23 protein-coding genes are annotated in these 20625 nt (G+C 70.9%); 13 read left to right on the forward strand and 10 right to left on the reverse strand.

Annotated elements, in window-relative coordinates; genetic code table 11:
- Window positions 1-78: 78 nt before the first annotated feature.
- The 3 genes from OG623_RS11095 to OG623_RS11105 all read right to left on the reverse strand — a co-directional run bounded on the left by OG623_RS11095 (window position 79) and on the right by OG623_RS11105 (window position 2596).
- Window positions 79-174 carry an Ms4533A family Cys-rich leader peptide gene (locus OG623_RS11095; RefSeq protein WP_406146085.1) on the reverse strand — a complete coding sequence of 32 codons (96 nt, stop codon included), beginning with the start codon at window positions 172-174 and terminating at the stop codon, window positions 79-81.
- Window positions 175-275: 101 nt separating this feature from the next.
- The gene (locus OG623_RS11100) at window positions 276-1622 is read right to left on the reverse strand and encodes a DUF3152 domain-containing protein (protein ID WP_406146086.1); all 1347 of its coding nucleotides are present in this window, start codon (window positions 1620-1622) and stop codon (window positions 276-278) included.
- An 8-nt stretch (window positions 1623-1630) separates the two neighbouring features.
- Window positions 1631-2596, reverse strand: coding sequence for an alpha/beta fold hydrolase (locus OG623_RS11105; protein WP_406146087.1), 966 nt, complete (start codon window positions 2594-2596; stop codon window positions 1631-1633).
- Between the two features lie 112 nt (window positions 2597-2708).
- Here OG623_RS11105 and OG623_RS11110 point away from each other — a divergent pair, with 112 nt between their 5' ends.
- The 4 genes from OG623_RS11110 (at window position 2709) to OG623_RS11125 (ending at window position 4588) form a co-directional block, all read left to right on the forward strand.
- Window positions 2709-2924, forward strand: coding sequence for a hypothetical protein (locus OG623_RS11110; RefSeq protein ID WP_406146088.1), 216 nt, complete (start codon window positions 2709-2711; stop codon window positions 2922-2924).
- 168 nt (window positions 2925-3092) lie between these two features.
- Window positions 3093-3734 (forward strand): TetR/AcrR family transcriptional regulator, encoded by a 642-nt coding sequence (locus tag OG623_RS11115; protein ID WP_406146089.1) that lies wholly within the window; start codon window positions 3093-3095, stop codon window positions 3732-3734.
- Window positions 3735-3869: 135 nt separating this feature from the next.
- Entirely contained in the window at window positions 3870-4097 is a 228-nt protein-coding gene (locus OG623_RS11120) for a DUF3107 domain-containing protein (RefSeq protein WP_406146090.1), read from the forward strand.
- Between the two features lie 218 nt (window positions 4098-4315).
- Window positions 4316-4588 (forward strand): hypothetical protein, encoded by a 273-nt coding sequence (locus OG623_RS11125; RefSeq protein WP_406146091.1) that lies wholly within the window; start codon window positions 4316-4318, stop codon window positions 4586-4588.
- Window positions 4589-4608: 20 nt separating this feature from the next.
- Here the strand turns inward: OG623_RS11125 and OG623_RS11130 are convergent, their stop codons facing one another.
- Entirely contained in the window at window positions 4609-5355 is a 747-nt protein-coding gene (locus OG623_RS11130) for a ferritin-like fold-containing protein (protein WP_406146092.1), read from the reverse strand.
- Window positions 5356-5826: 471 nt separating this feature from the next.
- On the opposite strand from OG623_RS11130, the gene OG623_RS11135 reads away from it, so the two are divergent.
- Complete coding sequence (locus OG623_RS11135; protein WP_406146093.1) at window positions 5827-7818, forward strand: DEAD/DEAH box helicase; 1992 nt, start codon at window positions 5827-5829, stop codon at window positions 7816-7818.
- A 126-nt stretch (window positions 7819-7944) separates the two neighbouring features.
- Window positions 7945-8820 (forward strand): alpha/beta fold hydrolase, encoded by an 876-nt coding sequence (locus tag OG623_RS11140; protein WP_406146094.1) that lies wholly within the window; start codon window positions 7945-7947, stop codon window positions 8818-8820.
- Window positions 8821-8866: 46 nt separating this feature from the next.
- On the opposite strand, the gene OG623_RS11145 is transcribed toward OG623_RS11140, so the two are convergent.
- Complete coding sequence (locus OG623_RS11145) at window positions 8867-9775, reverse strand: NYN domain-containing protein (protein ID WP_406146095.1); 909 nt, start codon at window positions 9773-9775, stop codon at window positions 8867-8869.
- A gap of 213 nt (window positions 9776-9988) precedes the next feature.
- Here OG623_RS11145 and OG623_RS11150 point away from each other — a divergent pair, with 213 nt between their 5' ends.
- Window positions 9989-10141, forward strand: a complete 153-nt coding sequence (locus OG623_RS11150) for a hypothetical protein (protein ID WP_014154223.1) — start codon at window positions 9989-9991, stop codon at window positions 10139-10141.
- 126 nt (window positions 10142-10267) lie between these two features.
- Here the strand turns inward: OG623_RS11150 and OG623_RS11155 are convergent, their stop codons facing one another.
- The 3 genes from OG623_RS11155 to OG623_RS11165 form a co-directional block, all read right to left on the reverse strand.
- On the reverse strand, window positions 10268-10873 hold the full coding sequence (locus tag OG623_RS11155) for a MarC family protein (RefSeq protein WP_406146096.1): 606 nt from the start codon (window positions 10871-10873) through the stop codon (window positions 10268-10270).
- Between the two features lie 110 nt (window positions 10874-10983).
- Window positions 10984-11850 (reverse strand): PHP domain-containing protein, encoded by an 867-nt coding sequence (locus tag OG623_RS11160; RefSeq protein WP_406146097.1) that lies wholly within the window; start codon window positions 11848-11850, stop codon window positions 10984-10986.
- Window positions 11851-11939: 89 nt separating this feature from the next.
- Window positions 11940-12584 carry a DUF6758 family protein gene (locus OG623_RS11165; protein WP_406146098.1) on the reverse strand — a complete coding sequence of 215 codons (645 nt, stop codon included), beginning with the start codon at window positions 12582-12584 and terminating at the stop codon, window positions 11940-11942.
- 156 nt (window positions 12585-12740) lie between these two features.
- Here OG623_RS11165 and OG623_RS11170 point away from each other — a divergent pair, with 156 nt between their 5' ends.
- Window positions 12741-13973: an MFS transporter gene (locus tag OG623_RS11170; RefSeq protein WP_406146099.1), complete on the forward strand. Its 1233-nt coding sequence runs from the start codon at window positions 12741-12743 to the stop codon at window positions 13971-13973.
- Between the two features lie 32 nt (window positions 13974-14005).
- Here the strand turns inward: OG623_RS11170 and OG623_RS11175 are convergent, their stop codons facing one another.
- Window positions 14006-14590: a suppressor of fused domain protein gene (locus OG623_RS11175; protein WP_362891945.1), complete on the reverse strand. Its 585-nt coding sequence runs from the start codon at window positions 14588-14590 to the stop codon at window positions 14006-14008.
- Between the two features lie 412 nt (window positions 14591-15002).
- Between OG623_RS11175 and OG623_RS11180 the strand changes: the two genes are divergently transcribed.
- Together OG623_RS11180 and OG623_RS11185 are read left to right on the forward strand one after the other, a co-directional pair.
- Complete coding sequence (locus tag OG623_RS11180) at window positions 15003-16118, forward strand: magnesium and cobalt transport protein CorA (RefSeq protein ID WP_406146100.1); 1116 nt, start codon at window positions 15003-15005, stop codon at window positions 16116-16118.
- A gap of 13 nt (window positions 16119-16131) precedes the next feature.
- Complete coding sequence (locus OG623_RS11185) at window positions 16132-16650, forward strand: hypothetical protein (RefSeq protein WP_406146101.1); 519 nt, start codon at window positions 16132-16134, stop codon at window positions 16648-16650.
- Between the two features lie 9 nt (window positions 16651-16659).
- Here OG623_RS11185 and OG623_RS11190 read toward each other — a convergent pair whose 3' ends face one another.
- The gene (locus tag OG623_RS11190; protein WP_406146102.1) at window positions 16660-17412 is read right to left on the reverse strand and encodes a hypothetical protein; all 753 of its coding nucleotides are present in this window, start codon (window positions 17410-17412) and stop codon (window positions 16660-16662) included.
- A gap of 172 nt (window positions 17413-17584) precedes the next feature.
- Here OG623_RS11190 and OG623_RS11195 point away from each other — a divergent pair, with 172 nt between their 5' ends.
- Genes OG623_RS11195 through OG623_RS11205 form a run of 3 tightly spaced genes read left to right on the forward strand, consistent with a single transcriptional unit; the run spans window position 17585 to window position 20586 of the window.
- Window positions 17585-18859 (forward strand): magnesium transporter MgtE N-terminal domain-containing protein, encoded by a 1275-nt coding sequence (locus tag OG623_RS11195; protein WP_406146103.1) that lies wholly within the window; start codon window positions 17585-17587, stop codon window positions 18857-18859.
- On the forward strand, window positions 18849-19409 hold the full coding sequence (locus OG623_RS11200; RefSeq protein ID WP_406146104.1) for a DUF1003 domain-containing protein: 561 nt from the start codon (window positions 18849-18851) through the stop codon (window positions 19407-19409). The genes OG623_RS11195 and OG623_RS11200 overlap by 11 nt, the downstream gene beginning before the upstream one ends.
- 43 nt (window positions 19410-19452) lie before the next feature.
- Complete coding sequence (locus tag OG623_RS11205; RefSeq protein ID WP_406146105.1) at window positions 19453-20586, forward strand: Mrp/NBP35 family ATP-binding protein; 1134 nt, start codon at window positions 19453-19455, stop codon at window positions 20584-20586.
- Window positions 20587-20625 lie beyond the last annotated feature (39 nt).

The raw sequence follows: 20625 nt of genomic DNA on the forward strand, positions 1-20625 counted from the left end.
ACGCCCGGGCGCGGCGGGAAGACGGGCCGAGGAGCCGGGAAAGGGCTCCTCAGGGGCCGACGCGCACGCGGGCAGGCGTCAGCGACAGAGAACGTCGGCTACGCAGTGCCCGGTCACACCGAAGAGGGCCAGCTCAAGGGCGGCGCGCTCGGAGAATGCGGGGCTGCGTGACATGCGGAGAAATATGGCCGCCCCACTCCCCCGATGTCAACGCGCCCTGAGACGGCCGTCCCGCGATGCGGACAGAACGACCCCGGAGCCGGTTCGGCTCCGGTTCAATTTCCGGGATACACCCATGGATTGGGGCGGCACTTGATGCCGTCCAGGTCGAGGGTCTTGGTCTGTTGCTGCATCACGGGCGCCAGCGCACCGGGAGTGCGGCAGCTCACATGGTTGTGCCCCAGCCGGTGGCCGACCTCGTGGTTGATCAGCATCTGACGGTAGATCAGCATCTTGTCGGGACCGAAGGTCGAGGCACCCTGCGCCCAGCGGTAGGCGTTGATCATCACGCGGTCGGTGGCGGCGGAGTCGCAGGACACGTTGTCCTCGGTGGTGTCCAGGCCGGACTTCTCGCACCAGACGGCCGTGGTGCCGGGACTCGCGAGGGTGATCACGAAGTCGGGCTGACCCGAGGAGATCCGCTCGAAGGTCATGGCGCCGTTGTGCGCCCAGCTGCGGTCGTCGTTCAGGGTCTTCTGCACGGCCTCGGCGAACAGCGCGGTCTCGAGGCCGAGTCCCTTCTCGACATCGATGCGGTACCGGTACTTGTGCCCCTTGCCCGGCGCCTTGGCCAGCCCCCGCACCGCCTCGAACTTCCCCGCCCCCTTCAGGTCCGGTGCCAGCGGATAGGCCGTGGCCATCTTCTGCGCGTACGACGGGGGTTCGGCCACCTGCTCCTTCGTCGGCACCGGAGCCGGTCTGCCCGCGGAGCGTGAGGCGTCGTCGCCGTCCTGCCGGTCGACCCCGACACTCCCCGAACCGTCCGCCGCGCTCCCGGAGTCCCGCGCCACCTGGCCGGCCACCACGACCGCGAGGACCGTGGTCACCGCGGCGGCCGCGATCCCGGTGAAGGCACGGCCCTTGCCGCCCTTGGGCCGGGCGGCCTCCCCGTCCGGGGCGCTCTCCAGGGGTCCGTCGGGTTCGCCGGGCTCCTGGGAGGTCGGGCCCGTGTCCTGGGGCGGAACCGGGGGTGCGGGACGCGAGGGCTCGGTGTCGAACGCCTCCAGGAACTCCCTGCGCGGGCCCGGTATCAGGGGGGGGCTGCCGGTCTGCGGCCCGGCCGTACGCCGCTCGGCCATCGCCTGCTGCGCCGCCTGCTGCCGCGCCATGGCGGCAGCCTGCCTGGCGCGGAAGAGCTCCTGGGCGCCAGGACCTGCCGGGTCCCGCCCGGCGTCGTAGCGCGGTTGCGGCCCTGTACCCCAGCCACCGCCCGGCTCACGCTGCTCGGGGTGCCCGCCGCGGACCTGCGGGGCGCCGCCGAAGGGGCCCTGGCCGTCGCGCGGCGGTGGTGGTGCGGCGGGGTCCCGGCCACGCCGGCCGGTGCCGCGCTCCGTACCGGTGCCGGTCGCTGTGCCGGTGTCGCGCCGGGTGGGCCCCGGGCCCTTTCGGCTGTGTCGTCCCACGCCCCGGATCAGCTCCCGCCGCGTTCGTCGAGCAGTTCCCGGAACGCCTGGGCGACCGCCTCCGGGTACTCCATCATCGCCACGTGCCCGGCGTCGGGCAGTGTCAGCAGGCGCGAGTCGCGGAAGGCCGCGGACGCCCTGCGTGCCATCCGGTACGAGACGAGCCTGTCCCGTCCGCCGTACACCAGCTGGGTCGGCGCGAGCACCCGCTCGGCCTGGCGCCACAGCCCGTGCTGTCCCCCCAGCGTGTAGGCATCCACGATGCCCCGTGCCGAGCGCGTCATGGCGTCCCAGAAGTACGGCAGTTCAAGCCGGCGCTCCATCTCGGCCACCGCGTGACGGAAGGCTTCGTCGGAGATACGTGCCGGATCGCCGTAACAGAGTGCCATGGCGCCACGGGTGCGCTGTTCCGCGGTCCACTCATGGGTGAGACGGGCGAACAGCGATGCGACGCCCGGCAGTGCGAGCAGGGCGGTCGGTACGGCGGACCGCTGCACCCGGATCTCGGGCAGGGCAGGGGAGATCAGCGTCAGCGTGCGCACCAGATCGGGCCTGGCGGCCGCGACCCGGGTGACAACGGCGCCGCCCAGGGAGTTCCCGAAAAGGTGAACGGGACCGCGCCCGCCCGCGTCCAGCAGCCGGATCACCGCCCTGGCGTGCCCGGAGACGGAGTAGTTGCCGTCGTCCGGCGGCGGGGAGTCCCCGAAGCCGGGCAGATCGACCGCCTCGCTGTCGAGCGTGTCCGCCAGCAGCGGCATCAGGGCCGACCAGTTCTGGGAGGAGCCGCCCAGGCCGTGCACGAAGAGCGCGGGGGCGGGCGCCGCCGTCTCCGCCGGACGGGAACGGACGGTCAGGGTGAGGCCAGGCAGCGCGACGGAGCGCAGCGTCTCCCCCTCCGCGACCCGGACGGCACTGACCGTGGGTGCCACAGCGGCAGCGGCGGCGGGGATACCGGGCAGCTCGGTCGAAGACATGCGGCAATGTTACGAGACGATCACGCGGTGGTTCATGTGTTCGCCGTCACAGACCGCGTAGCGTCCTCGGGGGGTTGCTCCTAGGCTTCAAGAGACAGGGAAGGGAGTCACCATGACGGTCGACCCGACCGACCCGGAGACCTTCGAGGACCCGCAGCCGGACGAACCGGACCCCGAAGCCCCCGAAGCCGACACCGCCGAACAGAAGGCCGCCGTCCGGCCGGAACGCGACGAACCCCTCACCGACGTCGACCGCGAGGCCGCGAACGAGGCGGATGCGGCGGAACAAGCCCGCGTTGTCACACAGGATGAGGACGATTACCGGTAAAACGCACCGCTTTGCGGCATGGGCCTACGTATCTGTGGCTACCGCAGCCGTCCGGTCCGTGAAATTCTGCGTTCGCGCCGCGCACACGCGGGTTACCCAAAAGTACGATGGACCCACGGCGCAGCGTGCACGGTACGACTGTGTTCGAACACGAATTTGGGAGGCGGCGTGACAGCCATCGAGCAGACAGAGGCGGCGCGCCCGCGGGGCACCCGGCTGCCCCGCCGTGCCCGACGCAATCAGCTGCTGGGCGCCGCGCAGGAGGTCTTCGTCGCCCAGGGCTACCACTCCGCGGCGATGGACGACATCGCCGAGCGGGCCGGCGTCAGCAAGCCGGTGCTCTACCAGCACTTCCCCGGCAAGCTGGAGCTCTACCTCGCGCTGCTCGACCAGCACTGCGAGTCACTGCTCCAGGCCGTCCGCACGGCGCTCGCGTCGACCACGGACAACAAGCTGCGCGTCGAGGCGACGATGGACGCCTACTTCGCGTACGTGGAGGACGAGGGCGGCGCCTTCCGTCTGGTCTTCGAGTCCGACCTGACCAACGAGCCCGCGGTGCGCGAGCGCGTCGACCGGGTCTCGTTGCAGTGCGCCGAGGCCATCTCCGACGTCATCGCCGGTGACACGGGCCTGTCCAAGGACGAGTCGATGCTGCTGGCGGTCGGCCTGGGCGGAGTCTCCCAGGTCGTGGCGCGCTACTGGCTCTCCAGCCCGTCCGGCATTCCGCGCGACTCCGCCGTGCAGCTGCTGACGTCGCTGGCCTGGCGGGGCATCGCCGGATTCCCGCTGCACGGTGCCGATCAGCACTGAGCCCGGTGTGAACCGTGGCCGGTGTTCGCTGCGGGCGTTGCCGGTCCACCCGTGGTCCGTCCCTTCACCGGGCTAATGTGTGCTGCGTACGGCGCGGTTCACCGCGCAGAGACGGACCGTCGGAGGGACATAGCCGTGGAGGTCAAGATCGGGGTGCAGCACACGCCCCGCGAGATCGTTCTGGAGAGCGGACTTTCCGCCGAAGAAGTCGAGAGCGCGGTCGGCGAGGCGCTCAACGGCAAGGCGCAGCTGCTCAGCCTCACGGACGACAAGGGCCGCAAGGTCCTGGTGCCGGCCGATCGGATCGCCTATGTGGAGATCGGCGAGCCCAACACCCGGCGGGTGGGATTCGGCGCGCTGTAGCCCGCGCGACACGGCAGCAGAGGCGGAGGCCCGGCGGATGATTCCGCCGGGCCTCCATCTTTTCTCCGCCGGATCCACTGAGGACCTGCTCCGGATCGGCTCAGGGCCCTTCCCTCGGTGGGGTTCACAACGGCCGTGGAGGGTTGTATCCCGGTGGCCAGGGGTAGGACGGCCTACGACCGACCGACCTCCGCGCCATCAAGCGAGGTGACCCCTCAGTGCTCTGGGAATCCATCAGCTCCGTCGTGCTCGGACTCGCCCTGTCCTGGGTCGTGCTCCGCTTCCTGCCCGGCCGGCTCCCGTCCTCCCGCGTGGTGTTCGTCACGGGTGGCCTCGGTGCCCTCTTCGGCGCGTATCTGACGCATTCGACGCTGGGCTCGGGCCATGTCCTGGCCACGCCCACCGGTGCCCTGCTGGTCGGAGCGGTGACCCTGTCGCTGCTGATCCGCCCGCGCGGCAGCCGCCCGGTGCGATCAGCGGCGGCCCAGTAGGAGCACCCGGCCGAGGCGGATCAGGCCGCGAGACCGAGCGTGGCCATCCGCTTGGTGTGCGCCTCGGTGATCCGGGAGAACATCCTGCCGACCTCGGCCAGGTCGAAGCCGTCCGCCACGCCGCCCACGAGCATCGTGGACAGCGCGTCGCGGTCCGCGACCACCCGCTGCGCCTGCGAGAGCGCCTCGCCCATCAGCCTGCGCGCCCACAGGGCGAGCCGGCCGCCGAGGCGGGGGTCGGCCTCGATCGCGGCCCTGACCTTCTCGACCGCGAAGTTCCCGTGCCCCGTGTCGTCGAGCACGGACAGGACGAGGGAGCGGGTGTCGGTGTCGAGGCGGGCGGCGATCTCCCGGTAGAAGTCACTGGCGATCGAGTCGCCGACGTACGCCTTGACCAGGCCTTCCAGCCAGTCCGACGGGGCCGTCTGGCGGTGGAAGTCGTCCAGCGCCTTGGCGAACGGCTCCATGGCGACGGTCGGATCCTCGTCGACGGAGGTGAGCCGGTCGGTCAGCTGCTCGAAATGGTGGAATTCGGCGGACGCCATCTTCGCCAGTGCCGCTTTGTCGCCGAGTGTCGGCGCGAGTTTCGCGTCCTCGGCGAGCCGCTCGAAGGCCGCCAGTTCCCCGTAGGCGAGCGCGCCGAGCAGATCCACGACAGCGGCGCGGTACTGCGGTTCGACGGACGCGGTGGCCCAGTCCTGAGCGGCGATTCCGGTCGGTGCGGGCGCTTCGTCGGATACTTCAGTGGCGTTGTCAGGCGTCTCCATGAAGCGCAGAATAGCCCGCCCGGAACGGTACGGAAGGGCCCGGTCAGCGGGAGACATCACACCGTTCCGATGAATTCGCCCAACACGCATGCGCAAATCCGGGGTACAGTGGTATTGCGCTTACTGAGCATTTTGCTGTGCCAGGAGCGCGACCTTGAATGAGGATGCCCGGTCGGAGGCCCGATCGGCTCCGACCCGACAGCCCTCCGGTCGGCCGTACACCACGTACGACCGCAGATGAGGGGCCCCCTCAGCGGCACGAGCGCTCGAGCGACGGCAGTGGTCCCGCGCCACCCGGCCCACCCAGCCGGATGACCAACCCCGGCACGGTACGACCCCCAGCGTTCGCCTCGGGCCGCGTCTCACAGAAGAGGCAGCACCCTGACTACGTTCCGCGAACTCGGAATCCTCACCGAGACGGCCGAAGCCCTTGAGGCGGTCGGCATCACGTCCCCCTTCCCCATCCAGGAGATGACGCTCCCCGTGGCGCTCTCCGGCTCCGATGTCATCGGCCAGGCCAAGACCGGCACGGGCAAGACGCTCGGCTTCGGTCTTCCGCTCCTGGAGCGTGTGACCGTCCCCGCCGACGTCGAGTCCGGCCGCGCCGCGCCCGAGAAGCTGACGGACGCACCGCAGGCCCTGATCGTCGTGCCCACCCGTGAGCTCTGCCAGCAGGTCACCAACGACCTGCTGACCGCCGGCAAGGTGCGTAACGTCCGCGTTCTCGCCATCTACGGCGGCCGGGCCTACGAGCCCCAGGTCGAGGCCCTCAAGAAGGGCGTCGACGTGGTCGTCGGCACCCCCGGCCGGCTGCTCGACCTGGCGGGCCAGCGCAAGCTGGACCTCTCGCACATCCGTGTCCTCGTCCTCGACGAGGCCGACGAGATGCTCGACCTGGGCTTCCTGCCCGACGTCGAGCGCATCATCACCATGCTGCCGGCGAAGCGCCAGACGATGCTGTTCTCGGCCACCATGCCCGGTGCCGTCATCAGCCTCGCGCGCCGCTACATGTCCCAGCCGACGCACATCAACGCCACCTCGCCCGACGACGAGGGCACGACCGTCAAGAACACCGCGCAGCACGTCTACCGCGCGCACAACATGGACAAGCCGGAGATGGTCTCCCGCATCCTGCAGGCCGAGGGCCGCGGACTGGCGATGATCTTCTGCCGTACGAAGCGGACGGCCGCCGACATCGCCGACCAGCTGGAGAAGCGCGGCTTCGCGTCCGGCGCGGTCCACGGCGACCTCGGCCAGGGAGCGCGTGAGCAGGCGCTGCGCGCCTTCCGCAACGGCAAGGTGGACGTCCTCGTCTGCACCGATGTCGCCGCGCGCGGCATCGACGTCGAGGGTGTGACCCATGTCATCAACTACCAGTCGCCGGAGGACGAGAAGACCTACCTCCACCGCATCGGGCGTACCGGGCGCGCGGGTGCCAAGGGCATCGCGATCACGCTGGTCGACTGGGACGACATCCCGCGCTGGCAGCTGATCAACAAGGCTCTGGACCTGGACTTCCCGGACCCGCCGGAGACGTACTCCACGTCCCCCCACCTGTACGAGGAGCTCCGCATCCCGGCCGGCACCAAGGGTGTCCTGCCGCGCACCGAGCGGACCCGTGCGGGCCTGCGCGCGGAGGAGGTCGAGGATCTCGGCGAGACCGGTGGCCGTGGCCGCAAGTCCGCCGCCTCCGCCCCGGCTCCCCGCGAGGAGCGCGCGCCGCGCACCCCGCGTCAGCGTCGGCGCACCCGGAGCGGCAGCGTCCTCGACGAGTCCGCCGCCACCACGGTGCCCGCGCCCGCAGGTGAGGCGGCCGGTGAGGACGCGGCCGAGCCGCGCACCCCGCGCCGTCGGCGCCGTACGCGTGCCCTCGCCCCCGAGGCCGTGACGGAGGCGGCGGTGGCCGTGGCCGGGACCCAGGCCGCCGGGCAGGCGCCGGTCGTCGAGGCCGCACCGGTGGCCGAGGCCGAGCCGGCCGCGGACCCGAAGCCGCGCCGTCGCCGTGCGCGTACCACGAGCACGCAGCCCACCACGCAGCCGGTCGCCGCGCAGTCCGCTGCCGCCGCCGCGCCCGTGGTGGACTTCCAGACGGTGGCCGTCACCGCGCCCGTGACGGAGCCCGTGGCCACCAGGCCGCGCCGCCGCACCCGGGTCGTGAAGCCGGCCGACGAGGTCGACTTCCAGATCGCTCCGGCCTCCGAGCCGGTGTCCGAGACCAAGCCGCGCCGCCGTACGCGCGCCGCCGCCAAGCCGAAGTCCGAGACGGTGGCCGTCACGGCGACCGCCGAGGACGCGGCGGAGACCAAGCCGCGCCGTCGTCGGTCGCGCGCCACGGTCGCGGACAAGGCGGAGAGCGCCGTGGTGAGCGGGACCGCGACGGACGGCGATGCGGCACCGGCGAAGCCGCGCAGGCGCCGTTCCCGCGCGTCGGTGTCCGCCGAGGGGACGACGACCGAGGGCTGATCCCGGCCGCGGTCACTGCCGTACGGCCCCGGTTCCCGCGCTGCGGGGGCCGGGGCCGTACGGCGCTCCGGGACCGCTGTACGGCTGTCCGGGCGTGTCCGGGACAGCGGCGATAGTCTCGGGCCCATGAGCAGGCCGCCCACCTTCACCCCGCCCCCCTGTGCCCGTGCCCGCGTACTGCGTACCGAGCGCGGGGACTTCGCCGTACTGGACGCCGCACCGCCGGCCGGCGCACACTCCACCGCCCTTCTGCTGCCCGGGTACACCGGCAGCAAGGAGGACTTCATCGCGCTGCTCGAACCCCTCACCGGGGCCAGCTTCCGGGTGCTGTCCGTGGACGGCAGAGGGCAGTACGAGACCGGGGCCGGGGAACATCCCGGGGGGCACGAAACCCCTTACGCACAGGTCGAGTTGGCCCGTGATGTACTGGCCCAGGCAGCCGCCGCCGATGGCGTGCCGCCCGGCGGCGTCCATCTGCTGGGGCACTCCCTGGGCGGCCAGATCGCCCGTGCGGCGGTGCTGCTGGACCCGGCGCCCTTCCGCTCGCTGACCCTGATGTCCTCCGGCCCCGCCGAGATCGACCCCGCCCAGCAGCAGAAGGCACGGCTGCTCAGCGACGCGCTGGGCCGCTGGAGCATGGACGAGGTCTGGCGGCTGATGCGCGCGATGGACCCGCCCGAGGACGCGGACACCGGCGGCGGCGAGGACATGCGCCGGCGCTGGCTGCGCCACGACCCGGCCCAGCTGATCGCCACCGGCGCGCAGCTCTCGTCGGAGCCGGACCGGGTCGACGAGCTGGCCGCGCTGTCCCTGCCCGTGCATGTGATCTCGGGCGAGCGCGACGACGTCTGGCCCGTGCCGCTGTTCGACGACATGGCCAGGCGCCTCGGCGCCCGGCGCACCGTGATCGAGGGTGCCGAGCACTCACCCAACACGGCGAGGCCCAAGGAGACCGCGGCGGCCCTCGTCGCGTTCTGGAACGAGATCCGAAACCGCGCCTGACGCGCGCCGGCCTCCGGATCCACGCCTGCCTCCGCGTCCCGGTCCGTCAGTACTGCGCCTGGAGGTGCTGCCAGAAGCCGTCGCGCAGCGCCCGGCGCAGATGGGCATGGCCGCGCAGCGAGTGCTGGAGGAGGCGCTCGGCCTCGACGAGCAGGTCCTGGTCGACGGAACCCGGCAGATAGGGGTGACCCGGCAGCAGATCGGCGAGGGCGTCACGGCCGCGTGACGAGAGCCATCCCGCGGCGATCTGCGCACCGACGAAGCGGACGTCGTCGCGCGCCGGCGTCGGGCTGTCGTCCTCGTACATCGTGACGGAACGCCGTGTCACGTACGGGCGGCAGAAGTCGAGGTCGAAGGTGCGCTGGCTGTCGACCTCCCAGAGCAGCGGCTCGGCCTGGTTGCGGCCCTCGCCCGCCTCGATGCCCCAGAGGTGGACACGGGCGCCGTAGCCCTGGGCGGCCTCGACGGCCGACACGAGGTCCTCGTCACCGCCGACGAGTGCCGCGTCGCTGATGGCACGGTGCCTGGCGAGCGACTCCAGGTCGGTGCGGATGAGTGAGTCGACGCCCTTCTGCTGGTTGTTGGCGTTGAGGTTCCCCAGCCTGACCTTGACGTCGGGGAGTTCGGCGATGGACTGCTGCTCGACGGTGTGGATCCGGCGCCTCGCCCCGTCGTACCAGTACACGCGCAGCAGCCTGCTGTCCGCGAAGATCGTGCGGGCCTTGTCGATGAAGGCCTCGATCATCCCTTCCGCGTCCAGGTCGAAGGACCGGCGGTCCTCGGTGCCGGTGACGAGCAGCCCGGCCGCCGCGTAGACGTACCCCGCGTCCACGAAGATCGCGTGGGTGGAGGGGGTCTTCGACACCTCGGCGAGCACACGCGTGAGCAGCTCGTTGGTGCGGTCCAGCTGCTCCCGGATGCCCGGCGCCTCGTCCGTCCATGTGTCCGGACTCATACGGACCTCATTGTCCGCGCATAGCTGATTACCGACGGGTACTTAGACATCCAAAAAATTTCCTTAGCGTAGGGAATGTTTGTGCAGGGCAAGCCGTTGAAACCCTCTGAGGAGCGCGAGACAGGCAGATGCCTTGTGCTCCCCATCCTTGCGGACGGCAAGCCCGTCCTCCCAGTAGTTCTCCAGCAGGAGGATCAGACGAAGGGAAGCCCTATGCGCTTCGAGATCATGCGACTCGACGATGTCGACGGTACCGCCGTGGACAGCACCGTCGTGGACGCCGCCTCCGTCAACCGGATCGTGCAGCAGGCCGCGGCAATGGGCCAGCGCATCTACATCCGGCCGGCCGACACGTCGGCTTCGTAACACCTTGCATTGCTTGGCGTCGCTGGTTTCGAGCGGATGACGAGCTGAAGAGATGAAGCGCCCCCGCACGGAAGGCCCGTGCGGGGGCGCTGTGCGGTCCGGGCCGCGTCCGGGGCCTCGACGGCCTCAGGAGTTCTGGATGACCTGGGTGACGCCGTTGATGATCTGCTGCACGGCGATGGCCGAGAGCATCATTCCGGCGAGCCGGGTCACCAGGACCACGCCGCCCTCCTTGATCACCCGGATGATCAGCAGCGAGTACCGCATGGTCAGCCAGAGCACGATGTGCATGGCGAGGATCGCCGACCAGACGGAGAGCCGGCCGCTCACACCGTCGGCGTGCTGCACCGCGAGGATCACCGAGACGATCGCTCCCGGCCCCGCGAGCAGCGGCATGCCGAGCGGCACGAGGGCCACGTTGACGTCCTTGGTCTGCGTCGGCTCGTCCGTCTTGCCGGTGAGCAGGTCCAGCGCGATGAGCAGCAGGAGGAGTCCGCCCGCGATCATCAGCGCGGGTACGGAGACATGCAGGTAGTCGAGGATCTGCCGGCCGAGCAGTCCGAAGACGGCGATCACGCCGAACGCCACGGTGACGGCCTGCAAGGCCATCCTGCGCTGCGTCTTGGCGGGGCGGCCCGCAGTGAGGGCCAGGAAGATCGGGGTGATTCCGGGCGGATCCATAATCACAAAAAGGGTGAGAAAAAGGGATCCGAAGACAGCGATGTCGAACACGGTGAGCCTTGCGGGAGAAGAGTGGGCCGAACAGGAGGAGGTGCGCGCCGGCCCGTCAGCGGGACGGCCGGGCGCGCAGGGGTGAAGAGGAGGGGGCGGACGAAGGCCCGTTACGCGGGAGCGGGTCCGCCGGCGCCCGGCACGGGGAAGGCTCCCGTGGCGCGCCGGGTGATCTCGCCGTAGATCTCGGGGTCGGTGGTGTACTCCCCGAGCCGGACGGTCTTGCGCGAGCCGTGGTAGTCGCTCGACCCGGTGGGCAGCAGCCCCAGCTCGGCGGCGAGCCCCCGCAGCCTGGCCCTGGTGGGCTCGTCGTGGTCCATGTGGTCGACCTCGACGCCGTCGAGCCCGGCGGCGGCCAGCCGCGCGATCACGGACTCCGGGACGACCTCGCCGCGCTTGACGGCGAGCGGGTGGGCGAAGACGGTGACGCCGCCCGCGGCCTTGACCAGCCGGATCGCGTCGAAGGGGTCGAGCTCGTGCTTGTCCGCGTAGGCGCGTCCGCCGTCGCCCAGCCAGGCCGGGGTGAAGGCGTCGGAGACCGATCCGACGACGCCGAGCTCCACGAGCGCGGTCGCGACATGCGGGCGGCCGACCGAGCCGTCGCCCGCGATGCGTGCGACCTGCTCCCAGCTGACCGGGACGCCCAGCTCCTGGAGCTTGCCGACCATGGCCTGCGCCCGGGGCACCCGGTCGTCACGGACGAGCTCACGCTCACGGGCGAAATCGGGCTCGGCGGGATCGAAGAGGTAGGCCAGCATGTGCAGGCCGATGCCGTCGACGCGACAGGAGAGCTCGGCGCCCGTGACGAGCGTCAGGCCCTCGGGGAGGGCGGCTGTCGCCTCCGCGTGGCCCCGCACCGTGTCGTGGTCGGTCAGGGCGACGACGTCGAGGCCCGCAGCCGCGGCGTTGGCCACCAGCTCGGCGGGGGTGTCCGTGCCGTCCGAAGCGGTGGAGTGGGTGTGCAGATCGATGCGCACGACGTACTCCGGGGCTCGCGGGCGGACAGGGGACGCTCAAGGATAACCGCCGGACATCACCCCTCAGGACGCCTGCCGCCCGGCCCGGATCAGGGCGGTGTGAGCAGCCGGGGGGTGAGCGCCCCGCAGGGCAGCAGGTCCACTTCGCCGCCCGCCTCGCGCAGGTCGGTCAGCACCAGCTCGTCGTACATCAGGAGCCCGGACTGCTCGGGCCAGACGATCGCCCAGAGCCACAGGCCGCGTGCCTCACCGGCGAAGACCGCCCGGTCGGCGGGGGCGTTCCTGACGTGCCAGAGAGCCGTGGGGTGCCCCGCCGCGATCACCTTGGCGTCCGGGGCCGTGTCGATGCTCAGGCCGGATCCGGGGTCGGGACCGTCGATGCCGGCGTAGCGCGCGCCGAGCCCGACGCCGAGCTCCTCGGCGACGAGCAGCAGCTCCCCCATGCCTCCGAGCGGCCCGGGACCCGAGCACGCGACAACGGTGGCACGGCCGCCGCTGCGGTCGTCGCCCGCGTACGCCGCGCCCGTGAACAGCCAGCCCACCGGGAGCGGCCAGGGCATCCACACCGGCACCTCGGAGCGGTGCACCACCACTCCGAGCGCCTCGACGCTGGGTGGGACCACCGGCTGCATCGGGTGCACCTGGCCGTGCGCCGAGCACTGCCAGGCATCGGCGAAAAGGCCGGGCGCCCTGACCCGGCCACCGCACTTCGGGCAACTGGGTTCGCCCCTCATACCGTCCAACGGTCCTCTCCGGCCGTCGCCGCGTCAAGGACGATCACCCGTCCGCAGCGCGGCTCCCACCGGAGGAGATAGATGCTAGTTGCACTTATTAGCGTGGCTAACTTATTCTGTGCATAACACAACGATCTAGTGGAGAGCGAGAGAACCATGCAGGGAGAGGATCCGTTCGACGAGGGAGCGACGAGCCTCCTGCGTCAGCCGAAGGCCGTCTGGGCCACGGCGGGCGCCTCGGTCGTGGCCTTCATGGGGATCGGTCTTGTGGACCCGATCCTGCCGTCCATCGCCAAGGGGCTCGACGCCACACCCAGCCAGGTGTCCCTGCTCTTCACCTCGTACTTCCTGATCACCGCCGTCGCGATGCTCGTGACCGGCTTCGTCTCCAGCCGCATCGGCGGACGCAGGACGCTGCTGGCCGGCCTGGCGCTGGTCGTCGTCTTCGCCGCGCTCTCCGGCACGTCGTCGTCCGTCGCCGAGCTGGTCGGCTTCCGGGCGGGCTGGGGCCTGGGCAACGCCCTGTTCGTCTCCACCGCCCTCGCGGTGATCGTCGGCGCGGCCGCCGGAGGCAGCGCGGCGGCGATCCTGCTGTACGAGTCGGCGCTCGGCCTCGGCATGGCCTGCGGGCCTCTGGTCGGCGCCCTGCTCGGTGACGCCAGCTGGCGCTATCCGTTCTTCGGCACCGCCGCCCTGATGGCGATCGGCTTCCTCTGCATCACCGCGTTCCTCAAGGAGCAGCCCAAGCCGGCCAGGAAGACCTCACTGCTCGACCCGGTCAGGGCGCTCGGCCACGGCGGTCTCGCCTCGGTCGCGACGTCGGCGTTCTTCTACAACTACGCGTTCTTCACGATCCTGGCCTTCACGCCCTTCGTGCTCGACATGTCGCCGTACCGCTCGGGCGCGGTGTTCTTCGCCTGGGGCCTGCTGCTCGCCGTCTTCTCGGTGCTCGTCGCCCCGCGCCTCCAGCGGCGCTTCGGCTCGCTGAAGGTGGTCGGCGGCTCCCTGGTGCTGCTCGCCGCCGACCTGCTGGTCCTGGGGTACGGCAACCACACGACGGCCATCGTCTGCACCATCGTCTCGGGTGCCTTCATCGGCATGAACAACACCGTCTACACCGAACTGGCCCTCGGCGTCTCGGACGCGCCGCGCCCGGTGGCGAGCGCCGGTTACAACTTCGTCCGCTGGTTCGCCGCGGCTGCCGCTCCCTATCTCGCCCCGAAGATCGAGGAGTGGAGCGACATCCACATGCCGTTCGTCGTCGCCGCCGTCGCGGCCCTGGTCGGCGCCGCGGTTGTCCGGGTCCGGCGCGCCGCGCTGACCCACGAGGCACAGGAGCTGGAACCGCGTCACGCCACGGAGGACGGCGTCACCGTCTTCGCCGACTGACGGCCGGCCCGGAAGCGGTCAGCGGCGCGCCGTCAGTCGAGCGCCACGGACGCACGCAGGGGATCGCGCAGGTCGGTGCCCTGCGTGAGCCAGCGCTCCTGCAGCTCCTGCGCCCCCCTGACCCGCTTCCAGGCCGCCTCGTTGTGCGTCATCGGCAGCAGCGGCAGAAAACGTACCGGCTCCATCGGGGCGTCCAGCTCCAGGTCCTCGACCAGGCCGCCCGGCTCGGCGACCAGGACCGAGCTGAAGGGCGCCCCCGTCCACAGCGGCTGCCCGAGGTCCAGTGACGCCCCCGGGGCCACGATCAGCCCCTCGACCTGCGGGGAGGCCGCCAGGACCGCGAGGGGCCGCAGCACCTGGTCGGTGTCGGCGAGCCCGGCCCGCACGGACAGGACCAGCTCGGCGCGCGGTCCCTTCACCGGGTCGGCGAGCGGCGAGGTCGGATCGGCCATCGGCTGCGCCGACATGCCGAGCGTGGCGTAGCGCACCACGTCTCCGTCGATGAAGCGGAGCACCTCGATACGGTCCGTGCCGAGGAACGTCACATCGGCACGTGCGTCCGGCTCGCCCAGCGCCGTACGCAGCCGGGCCTCGGCCAGATCAAGAATTTCTCCCATGCCGCGAGCATAGAACGCGCCCCGAACGGGCAAAGGAAGGGATTGGCCCCTCACCTGGCTGGTAGCCTGAGGCGTCGGCCGGGACAGCACGCAGAAGCGTCGCTCTCAGTCCTGGCAACACGTGATCCCCCACGGGGGACCGGCCGGAGGAGGTGGGGCTGCGGTGGATCCAAGTCGACCGTGCAGTACCAACCGCCCTTCCGTGGGATGCCTTCCTTCTGTGCTCTGACGCCCTTCCCGGCTGTCACCACGGCAGTTCGCGCACCGGAAGAGCTCCGCGTTTTTGCCTGTCTGTAGCGAACGCCGTCACCGTGCCCGTGCGGTGCCGCCCGCTTTGCGGACGTGAGCACACGTCCCCATTCCGGGCTGTTCCACGCGCCCACCGACGGCCCTCCGTGAAGAGGAGCCAGCCATGTCGATGATCCGTGACCTGCGCGCCGCCGTGCGCCCGTCCCAGCGCAAGAGCAACACCCCGTACAACAGCTACGACGCCACGCGTGACCCGTCCGCCTCCAGCGCCGTCGTCGACTGCGCCGTCTACCGGGACGGGCGCAGGCTCACCGAGGCCACCGGCCTGACCCCGCGCGAGGCGATCCTGCGCGTGCGTGAGGAGGGCGGCTTCGCCTGGATCGGTCTGCACGAGCCGACCGAGGAGGAGTTCGCCGGTATCGCCCGGGAGTTCGGCCTCCACCCGCTGGCCGTCGAGGACGCGGTCCACGCCCATCAGCGGCCCAAGCTGGAGCGGTACGACGACACGCTGTTCACCGTCTTCAAGACGATCCACTACGTCGAGCACGCCGAACTGACCGCGACCAGCGAGGTCGTCGAGACCGGTGAGGTGATGTGCTTCACCGGCCGGGACTTCGTGATCACCGTCCGGCACGGCGGACAGGGCTCGCTGCGCGCCCTGCGCCACCGGCTCCAGGAGGACCCCGAACTGCTCGCCAAGGGTCCCTCCGCGGTGCTGCACTCGATCGCCGACCATGTCGTCGACGGCTACATCGCGGTGGCGGCCTCGGTGCAGGACGACATCGACGAGGTGGAGATCGATGTGTTCTCCACCCCGTCGAAGGGCGGCTCGCGCGGGTCCGACGCGGGCCGGATCTACCAGCTGAAGCGCGAGGTGCTGGAGTTCAAGCGCGCCGTGTCGCCGCTGCTGCGGCCGATGCAGCTGCTGAGCGAGCGCCCCATGCGGCTGATCGACCCCGACATCCAGAAGTACTTCCGCGATGTGGCCGACCACCTGGCCCGGGTGCACGAAGAGGTCATCGGCTTCGACGAGCTGCTCAACTCGATCCTCCAGGCCAATCTGGCGCAGGCGACCGTCACGCAGAACGAGGACATGCGCAAGATCACGTCCTGGGCGGCGATCATCGCCGTACCGACGATGATCTGCGGGGTGTACGGCATGAACTTCAAGCACATGCCCGAACTCAAGTGGACGTACGGCTATCCGATGGTGCTGGCGCTCATCGGCGCCGTCTGCTTCTCCATCCACCGCACGCTCAAGCGCAACGGCTGGCTCTAATACAGTTCAGCCCATGACTGCTGCTGACGTGTTGCTGTCCCGGGCTCTCGTCGAGGAGGCCACCAAGAAGTCCGGCCTGATCTGGGTGCGGGGCACCGGCCCCTCCCGGGCGCTGTGGCACGTGTGGCACGAGGGTGCGGCCGTGCTCGTCGGGGACGGCCCCGGGGAGCAGCCGCTGCCCCCCGGTGTCGACGCCGGTGCGGTCGCCGAGGTGACCGTGCGCAGCAAGGACAAGGGCGGCAGGCTCGTGGTCTGGTCCGCCGCCGTCGAGGTGCTCGATCCGCACTCCGAGGCCTGGGAGGCGGCGGTCGGCGAGCTCAGGGGCAAGCGGCTGAACGCCCCGGACGCCGACCTGATGACGGAGCGCTGGGCGCGTGAATGCCGGATCGTACGGCTGACACCCGGTGAATCCCGTACGGATCTGCCGGGGACCTCGCAGGCCGCGCCGCCGCTGCCCACCGGGGCGACCACCCGGCAGACGGCACCGCCCGCGCTCCCCCGGCTGCTGCTGAAGCGCCGCGGGAGGCGTTGACCGGCTGCGTCAGCCGGAGGACCTGGGCAGCTCGCCGCCGTAGTCGACGGTGGCCTTCTCGGCCGGCGCCTCCAGCGGGAAGGTCTTGCCCCAGTCGGCCAGGGTGACGGTCCCGCCACCGCCACCGCGTGCCACCCGCAGGGGGTACGGGGTGCCCTTGAGGGAGACGTCCAGTGCGCCCCCCTCACCCTTTCCGCCCAGGATCTGCACGGTGCGCACCCCGCCGATCGTGTCCCGGTCGCCCTTGTCGACCTTCCCGTGCAGCGTCAGCATGCCGTCGAGCAGCGTCTTCTTCTCCGTGAAACCGCGCAGCTGCTTGTAGGCGGGGTCGTCCTCGGGGACCTTCACGTACTTGCCGTCGAGCTTGTCGGCGGCCTGGTCGCTCCTGTCGTCGGCCTTCTCGGCCTTCCAGAAGCCCGCGTCGGCCTTGAGGAAGAGCTCGTCACCGACCCTCAGCAGCGCGAACGTGTTCTTCTTCGAGGTGACCGAGCCCATGCCGCCCTTGCTGCTGAGCTGCATGTCCAGGGCGTACGTCCCGCCCTTGCTGACCAGCTTGCCGGTGAGCCGCACGGCGTCCGCGCCATCGGCGGCGGCCCGCGTCCTCTTCTCGATCTGTGCTGCCGTCAGCTTGCCCACGCCGTTGGTGCCCTCGTCCGGGTCGTCGCCCGCGCAGGCCGTGAGTGCGACGGTCAGCCCCGCGCAGAGCACCACGGCGAAAGCGGTCCGGCGGCGGGCCCGGACGGCCGGGGCGGAAGAGGTCACGGCGCACTGCCTCTCGTCTGTGTGTCGGGGGTTGGCAGACGGCAGCGTACCCGTGCCGCGTACGCCGTTCGGCAGAGCTCCGTACGGACGGCCCATGAGAGCGTCACGGACCGGTACGGGCTAGCCTGATCATGGCAAAGGAGGATGTGAGGGACAGAGGGAGGCGCACAGGATGGCGGCAGTCACGCCCCGGGTCTTCGTCTCGCACCTCACCGGCGTACCGGTGTTCGACCCGAACGGTGACCAGGTCGGCCGGGTCCGCGACCTGGTGGCGATGCTCCGGGTCGGCGGGAGGCCGCCACGGCTGCTCGGCATGGTCGTCGAGGTCGTGAGCCGGCGGCGCATCTTCCTGCCGATGACCCGGGTGACGGGCGTCGAGTCGGGCCAGGTCATCACCACGGGCGTGGTCAACATGCGGCGCTTCGAGCAGCGCCCGACCGAGCGACTGGTCCTCGGCGAGTTCCTCGACCGGCGGGTCCGCCTCAAGGAGACGGACGAGGAGGTGACCGTGCTCGACGTCGCCATCCAGCAGCTCCCGGCCCGCCGCGACTGGGAGATCGACAAGTTCTTCGTACGCAAGGGGCGCGGCGGGGCCCTGCGCCGCAAGGGCGAGACTCTGACCGTGGAGTGGTCGGCGATCAGCGGCTTCTCGCTGGAGGAGCAGGGGCAGGGCGCCGAGAACCTGGTGGCGACCTTCGAACGGCTGCGCCCCACCGATGTCGCCAACGCCATGCACCATCTGACGCCGAAGCGCCGCGCCGAGGTCGCCGCCGCCCTGGACGACGACCGGCTCGCCGACGTCCTGGAGGAGCTCCCTGGTGACGACCAGGTGGAGATCATCGGCGAGCTGGAGGAGGACCGCGCCGCGGACGTCCTGGAGGCGATGGACCCGGACGACGCTGCCGACCTGCTCGCGGAGCTGCCCGAGGCGGACAAGGAACGGCTGCTGGCCCTGATGCGGCCGGACGACGCGGCCGATGTGCGGCGTCTGCTCTCGTACGAGGAGCGGACCGCCGGCGGGCTGATGACGACCGAGCCGATCATCCTGCGGCCCGACGCGACCGTCGCTGACGCGCTGGCCAGGGTCCGCCAGCAGGACCTCTCCCCCGCGCTGGCCGCCCAGGTGTACGTGTGCCGGTCGCCGGACGAGACCCCCACCGGGAAGTATCTGGGCACCGTGCACTTCCAGCGGCTGCTGCGGGATCCACCGTTCACCCTGGTCAGCTCGATCGTCGACAGTGATCTGGTTCCCCTGCCGCCGGACACCGAGCTGCCCGCCGTGACCAGCTATCTGGCGGCGTACAACCTGGTCTCGGCACCGGTGGTGGACGAGAGCGGCTCGCTGCTGGGTGCGGTGACGGTCGACGACGTACTGGACCACCTGCTGCCGGACGACTGGCGCGAGACCGACTTCCAGGGCGAGGAGGAGATCACCGGTGCCGGCTGACGACCGCGCGAGGGCGGTGGCGACGGGTGCGTCGGGCATCGTGCGCCCGCCGCGGTCCCGGCTCGACCAGCCACGGGCTCCACGGCGCCGGCTGCTGCCCGAGTACGACCCCGAGGCGTTCGGCCGGTTCTCCGAGCGCATCGCCCGCTTCCTGGGCACCGGGCGGTTCATCGTCTGGATGACCCTGATCATCATCCTGTGGGTGGCGTGGAACATCATCGCGCCGAAGGAAGTCCGGTTCGACGAGTACCCGTTCATCTTCCTGACCCTGGCCCTGTCCCTCCAGGCCTCGTACGCGGCCCCGCTGATCCTCCTCGCGCAGAACCGCCAGGACGACCGCGACCGGGTCACCCACGAGCAGGACCGCAAGCAGAACGAGCGCTCGATCGCGGACACGGAATACCTCAGCCGGGAGATCGCCGCGCTCCGGATGGGCCTCGGGGAGGTCGCCACGCGTGACTGGATCCGCTCGGAGCTGGAGGCCATGGTGAAGGACATGGAGGAGCGCCGGATCCTCGGGCGGCCCGAGAGTGACGAAGGAGACCGCTAGGGGGCTACCCGCGCGTAGCCCGCAGCGCCGTATCCTCGTCGGTATGGCTACGGAAGACGCGGTGCGCGAAGCACTGGCGACAGTGAACGACCCGGAGATCCACCGCCCGATCACCGAGCTGGGCATGGTGAAGTCGGTCGAGATCGATCCTGACGGTGTAGTCGCTGTCACCGTGTATCTCACGGTTTCCGGCTGCCCGATGCGCGAGACGATCACCAAGAACGTCACCGACGCGGTGGCCCGCGTCGAAGGTGTGTCACGGGTCGAGGTCACGCTCGACGTGATGAGCGACGAGCAGCGCAAGGAGCTCGCCTCCTCGCTGCGCGGCGGCACGGCGGAGCGGGAGGTGCCGTTCGCCAAGCCCGGCTCGCTGACCCGCGTCTACGCGGTCGCGTCCGGCAAGGGCGGCGTCGGCAAGTCCTCGGTGACGGTGAACCTCGCGGCGGCGATGGCGGCGGACGGCCTCAAGGTCGGCGTGGTCGACGCGGACATCTACGGGCACAGCGTGCCCCGGATGCTCGGCACGGACGCCAAGCCCACCCAGGTCGAGAACATGATCATGCCGCCGTCCTCGCACGGCGTGAAGGTGATCTCCATCGGCATGTTCACCCCGGGGAACGCCCCGGTGGTGTGGCGCGGTCCCATGCTGCACCGCGCCTTGCAGCAGTTCCTCGCCGATGTGTACTGGGGCGACCTGGACGTCCTGCTGCTCGACCTGCCGCCCGGCACGGGTGACATCGCGATCTCCGTGGCGCAGCTCGTCCCGAACGCCGAGATCCTGGTCGTCACGACCCCGCAGCAGGCCGCCGCCGAGGTGGCCGAGCGGGCCGGGTCCATCGCCGTGCAGACCCACCAGAAGATCGTCGGTGTCGTCGAGAACATGTCGGGCATGCCGTGCCCGCACTGCGACGAGATCGTCGACGTGTTCGGTTCGGGCGGCGGGCAGAGGGTCGCCGACGGGCTGACGCAGACGGTCGGCGCCGAGGTGCCGGTCCTGGGCTCCGTCCCGATCGACGTACGGCTGCGTGAGGGCGGCGACGAGGGCAAGCCCATCGTCCTGTCCGACCCGGACTCCCCCGCCGGCTCCGCGCTGCGTTCCGTCGCCGAGAAGCTGAGCGGCCGTCAGCGCGGTCTGTCGGGCATGTCGCTGGGGCTCACCCCGCGCAACAAGTTCTGAAGCACGCACAAGGGTGGAGCGGCCTCCGGAGGGGCCGCC

It is taken from the genome of Streptomyces sp. NBC_01012, from assembly GCF_045162755.1.
GTDB lineage: Bacteria > Actinomycetota > Actinomycetes > Streptomycetales > Streptomycetaceae > Streptomyces.

Bases quoted from the DNA above. Each gene is read 5' to 3' on its own strand.
- OG623_RS11140 (WP_406146094.1), top strand. From the start codon at position 7,945: ATGAGCAGGCCGCCCACCTTCACCCCGCCCCCCTGTGCCCGTGCCCGC.
- OG623_RS11150 (WP_014154223.1), top strand. From the start codon at position 9,989: ATGCGCTTCGAGATCATGCGACTCGACGATGTCGACGGTACCGCCGTG.
- OG623_RS11165 (WP_406146098.1), bottom strand. From the start codon at position 12,584: ATGAGGGGCGAACCCAGTTGCCCGAAGTGCGGTGGCCGGGTCAGGGCG.
- OG623_RS11130 (WP_406146092.1), bottom strand. From the start codon at position 5,355: ATGGAGACGCCTGACAACGCCACTGAAGTATCCGACGAAGCGCCCGCA.
- OG623_RS11180 (WP_406146100.1), top strand. From the start codon at position 15,003: ATGTCGATGATCCGTGACCTGCGCGCCGCCGTGCGCCCGTCCCAGCGC.
- OG623_RS11105 (WP_406146087.1), bottom strand. From the start codon at position 2,596: ATGTCTTCGACCGAGCTGCCCGGTATCCCCGCCGCCGCTGCCGCTGTG.
- OG623_RS11135 (WP_406146093.1), top strand. From the start codon at position 5,827: ATGACGCTCCCCGTGGCGCTCTCCGGCTCCGATGTCATCGGCCAGGCC.
- OG623_RS11175 (WP_362891945.1), bottom strand. From the start codon at position 14,590: ATGGGAGAAATTCTTGATCTGGCCGAGGCCCGGCTGCGTACGGCGCTG.
- OG623_RS11170 (WP_406146099.1), top strand. From the start codon at position 12,741: ATGCAGGGAGAGGATCCGTTCGACGAGGGAGCGACGAGCCTCCTGCGT.
- OG623_RS11205 (WP_406146105.1), top strand. From the start codon at position 19,453: ATGGCTACGGAAGACGCGGTGCGCGAAGCACTGGCGACAGTGAACGAC.
- OG623_RS11145 (WP_406146095.1), bottom strand. From the start codon at position 9,775: ATGAGTCCGGACACATGGACGGACGAGGCGCCGGGCATCCGGGAGCAG.
- OG623_RS11095 (WP_406146085.1), bottom strand. From the start codon at position 174: ATGTCACGCAGCCCCGCATTCTCCGAGCGCGCCGCCCTTGAGCTGGCC.
- OG623_RS11185 (WP_406146101.1), top strand. From the start codon at position 16,132: ATGACTGCTGCTGACGTGTTGCTGTCCCGGGCTCTCGTCGAGGAGGCC.
- OG623_RS11195 (WP_406146103.1), top strand. From the start codon at position 17,585: ATGGCGGCAGTCACGCCCCGGGTCTTCGTCTCGCACCTCACCGGCGTA.
- OG623_RS11110 (WP_406146088.1), top strand. From the start codon at position 2,709: ATGACGGTCGACCCGACCGACCCGGAGACCTTCGAGGACCCGCAGCCG.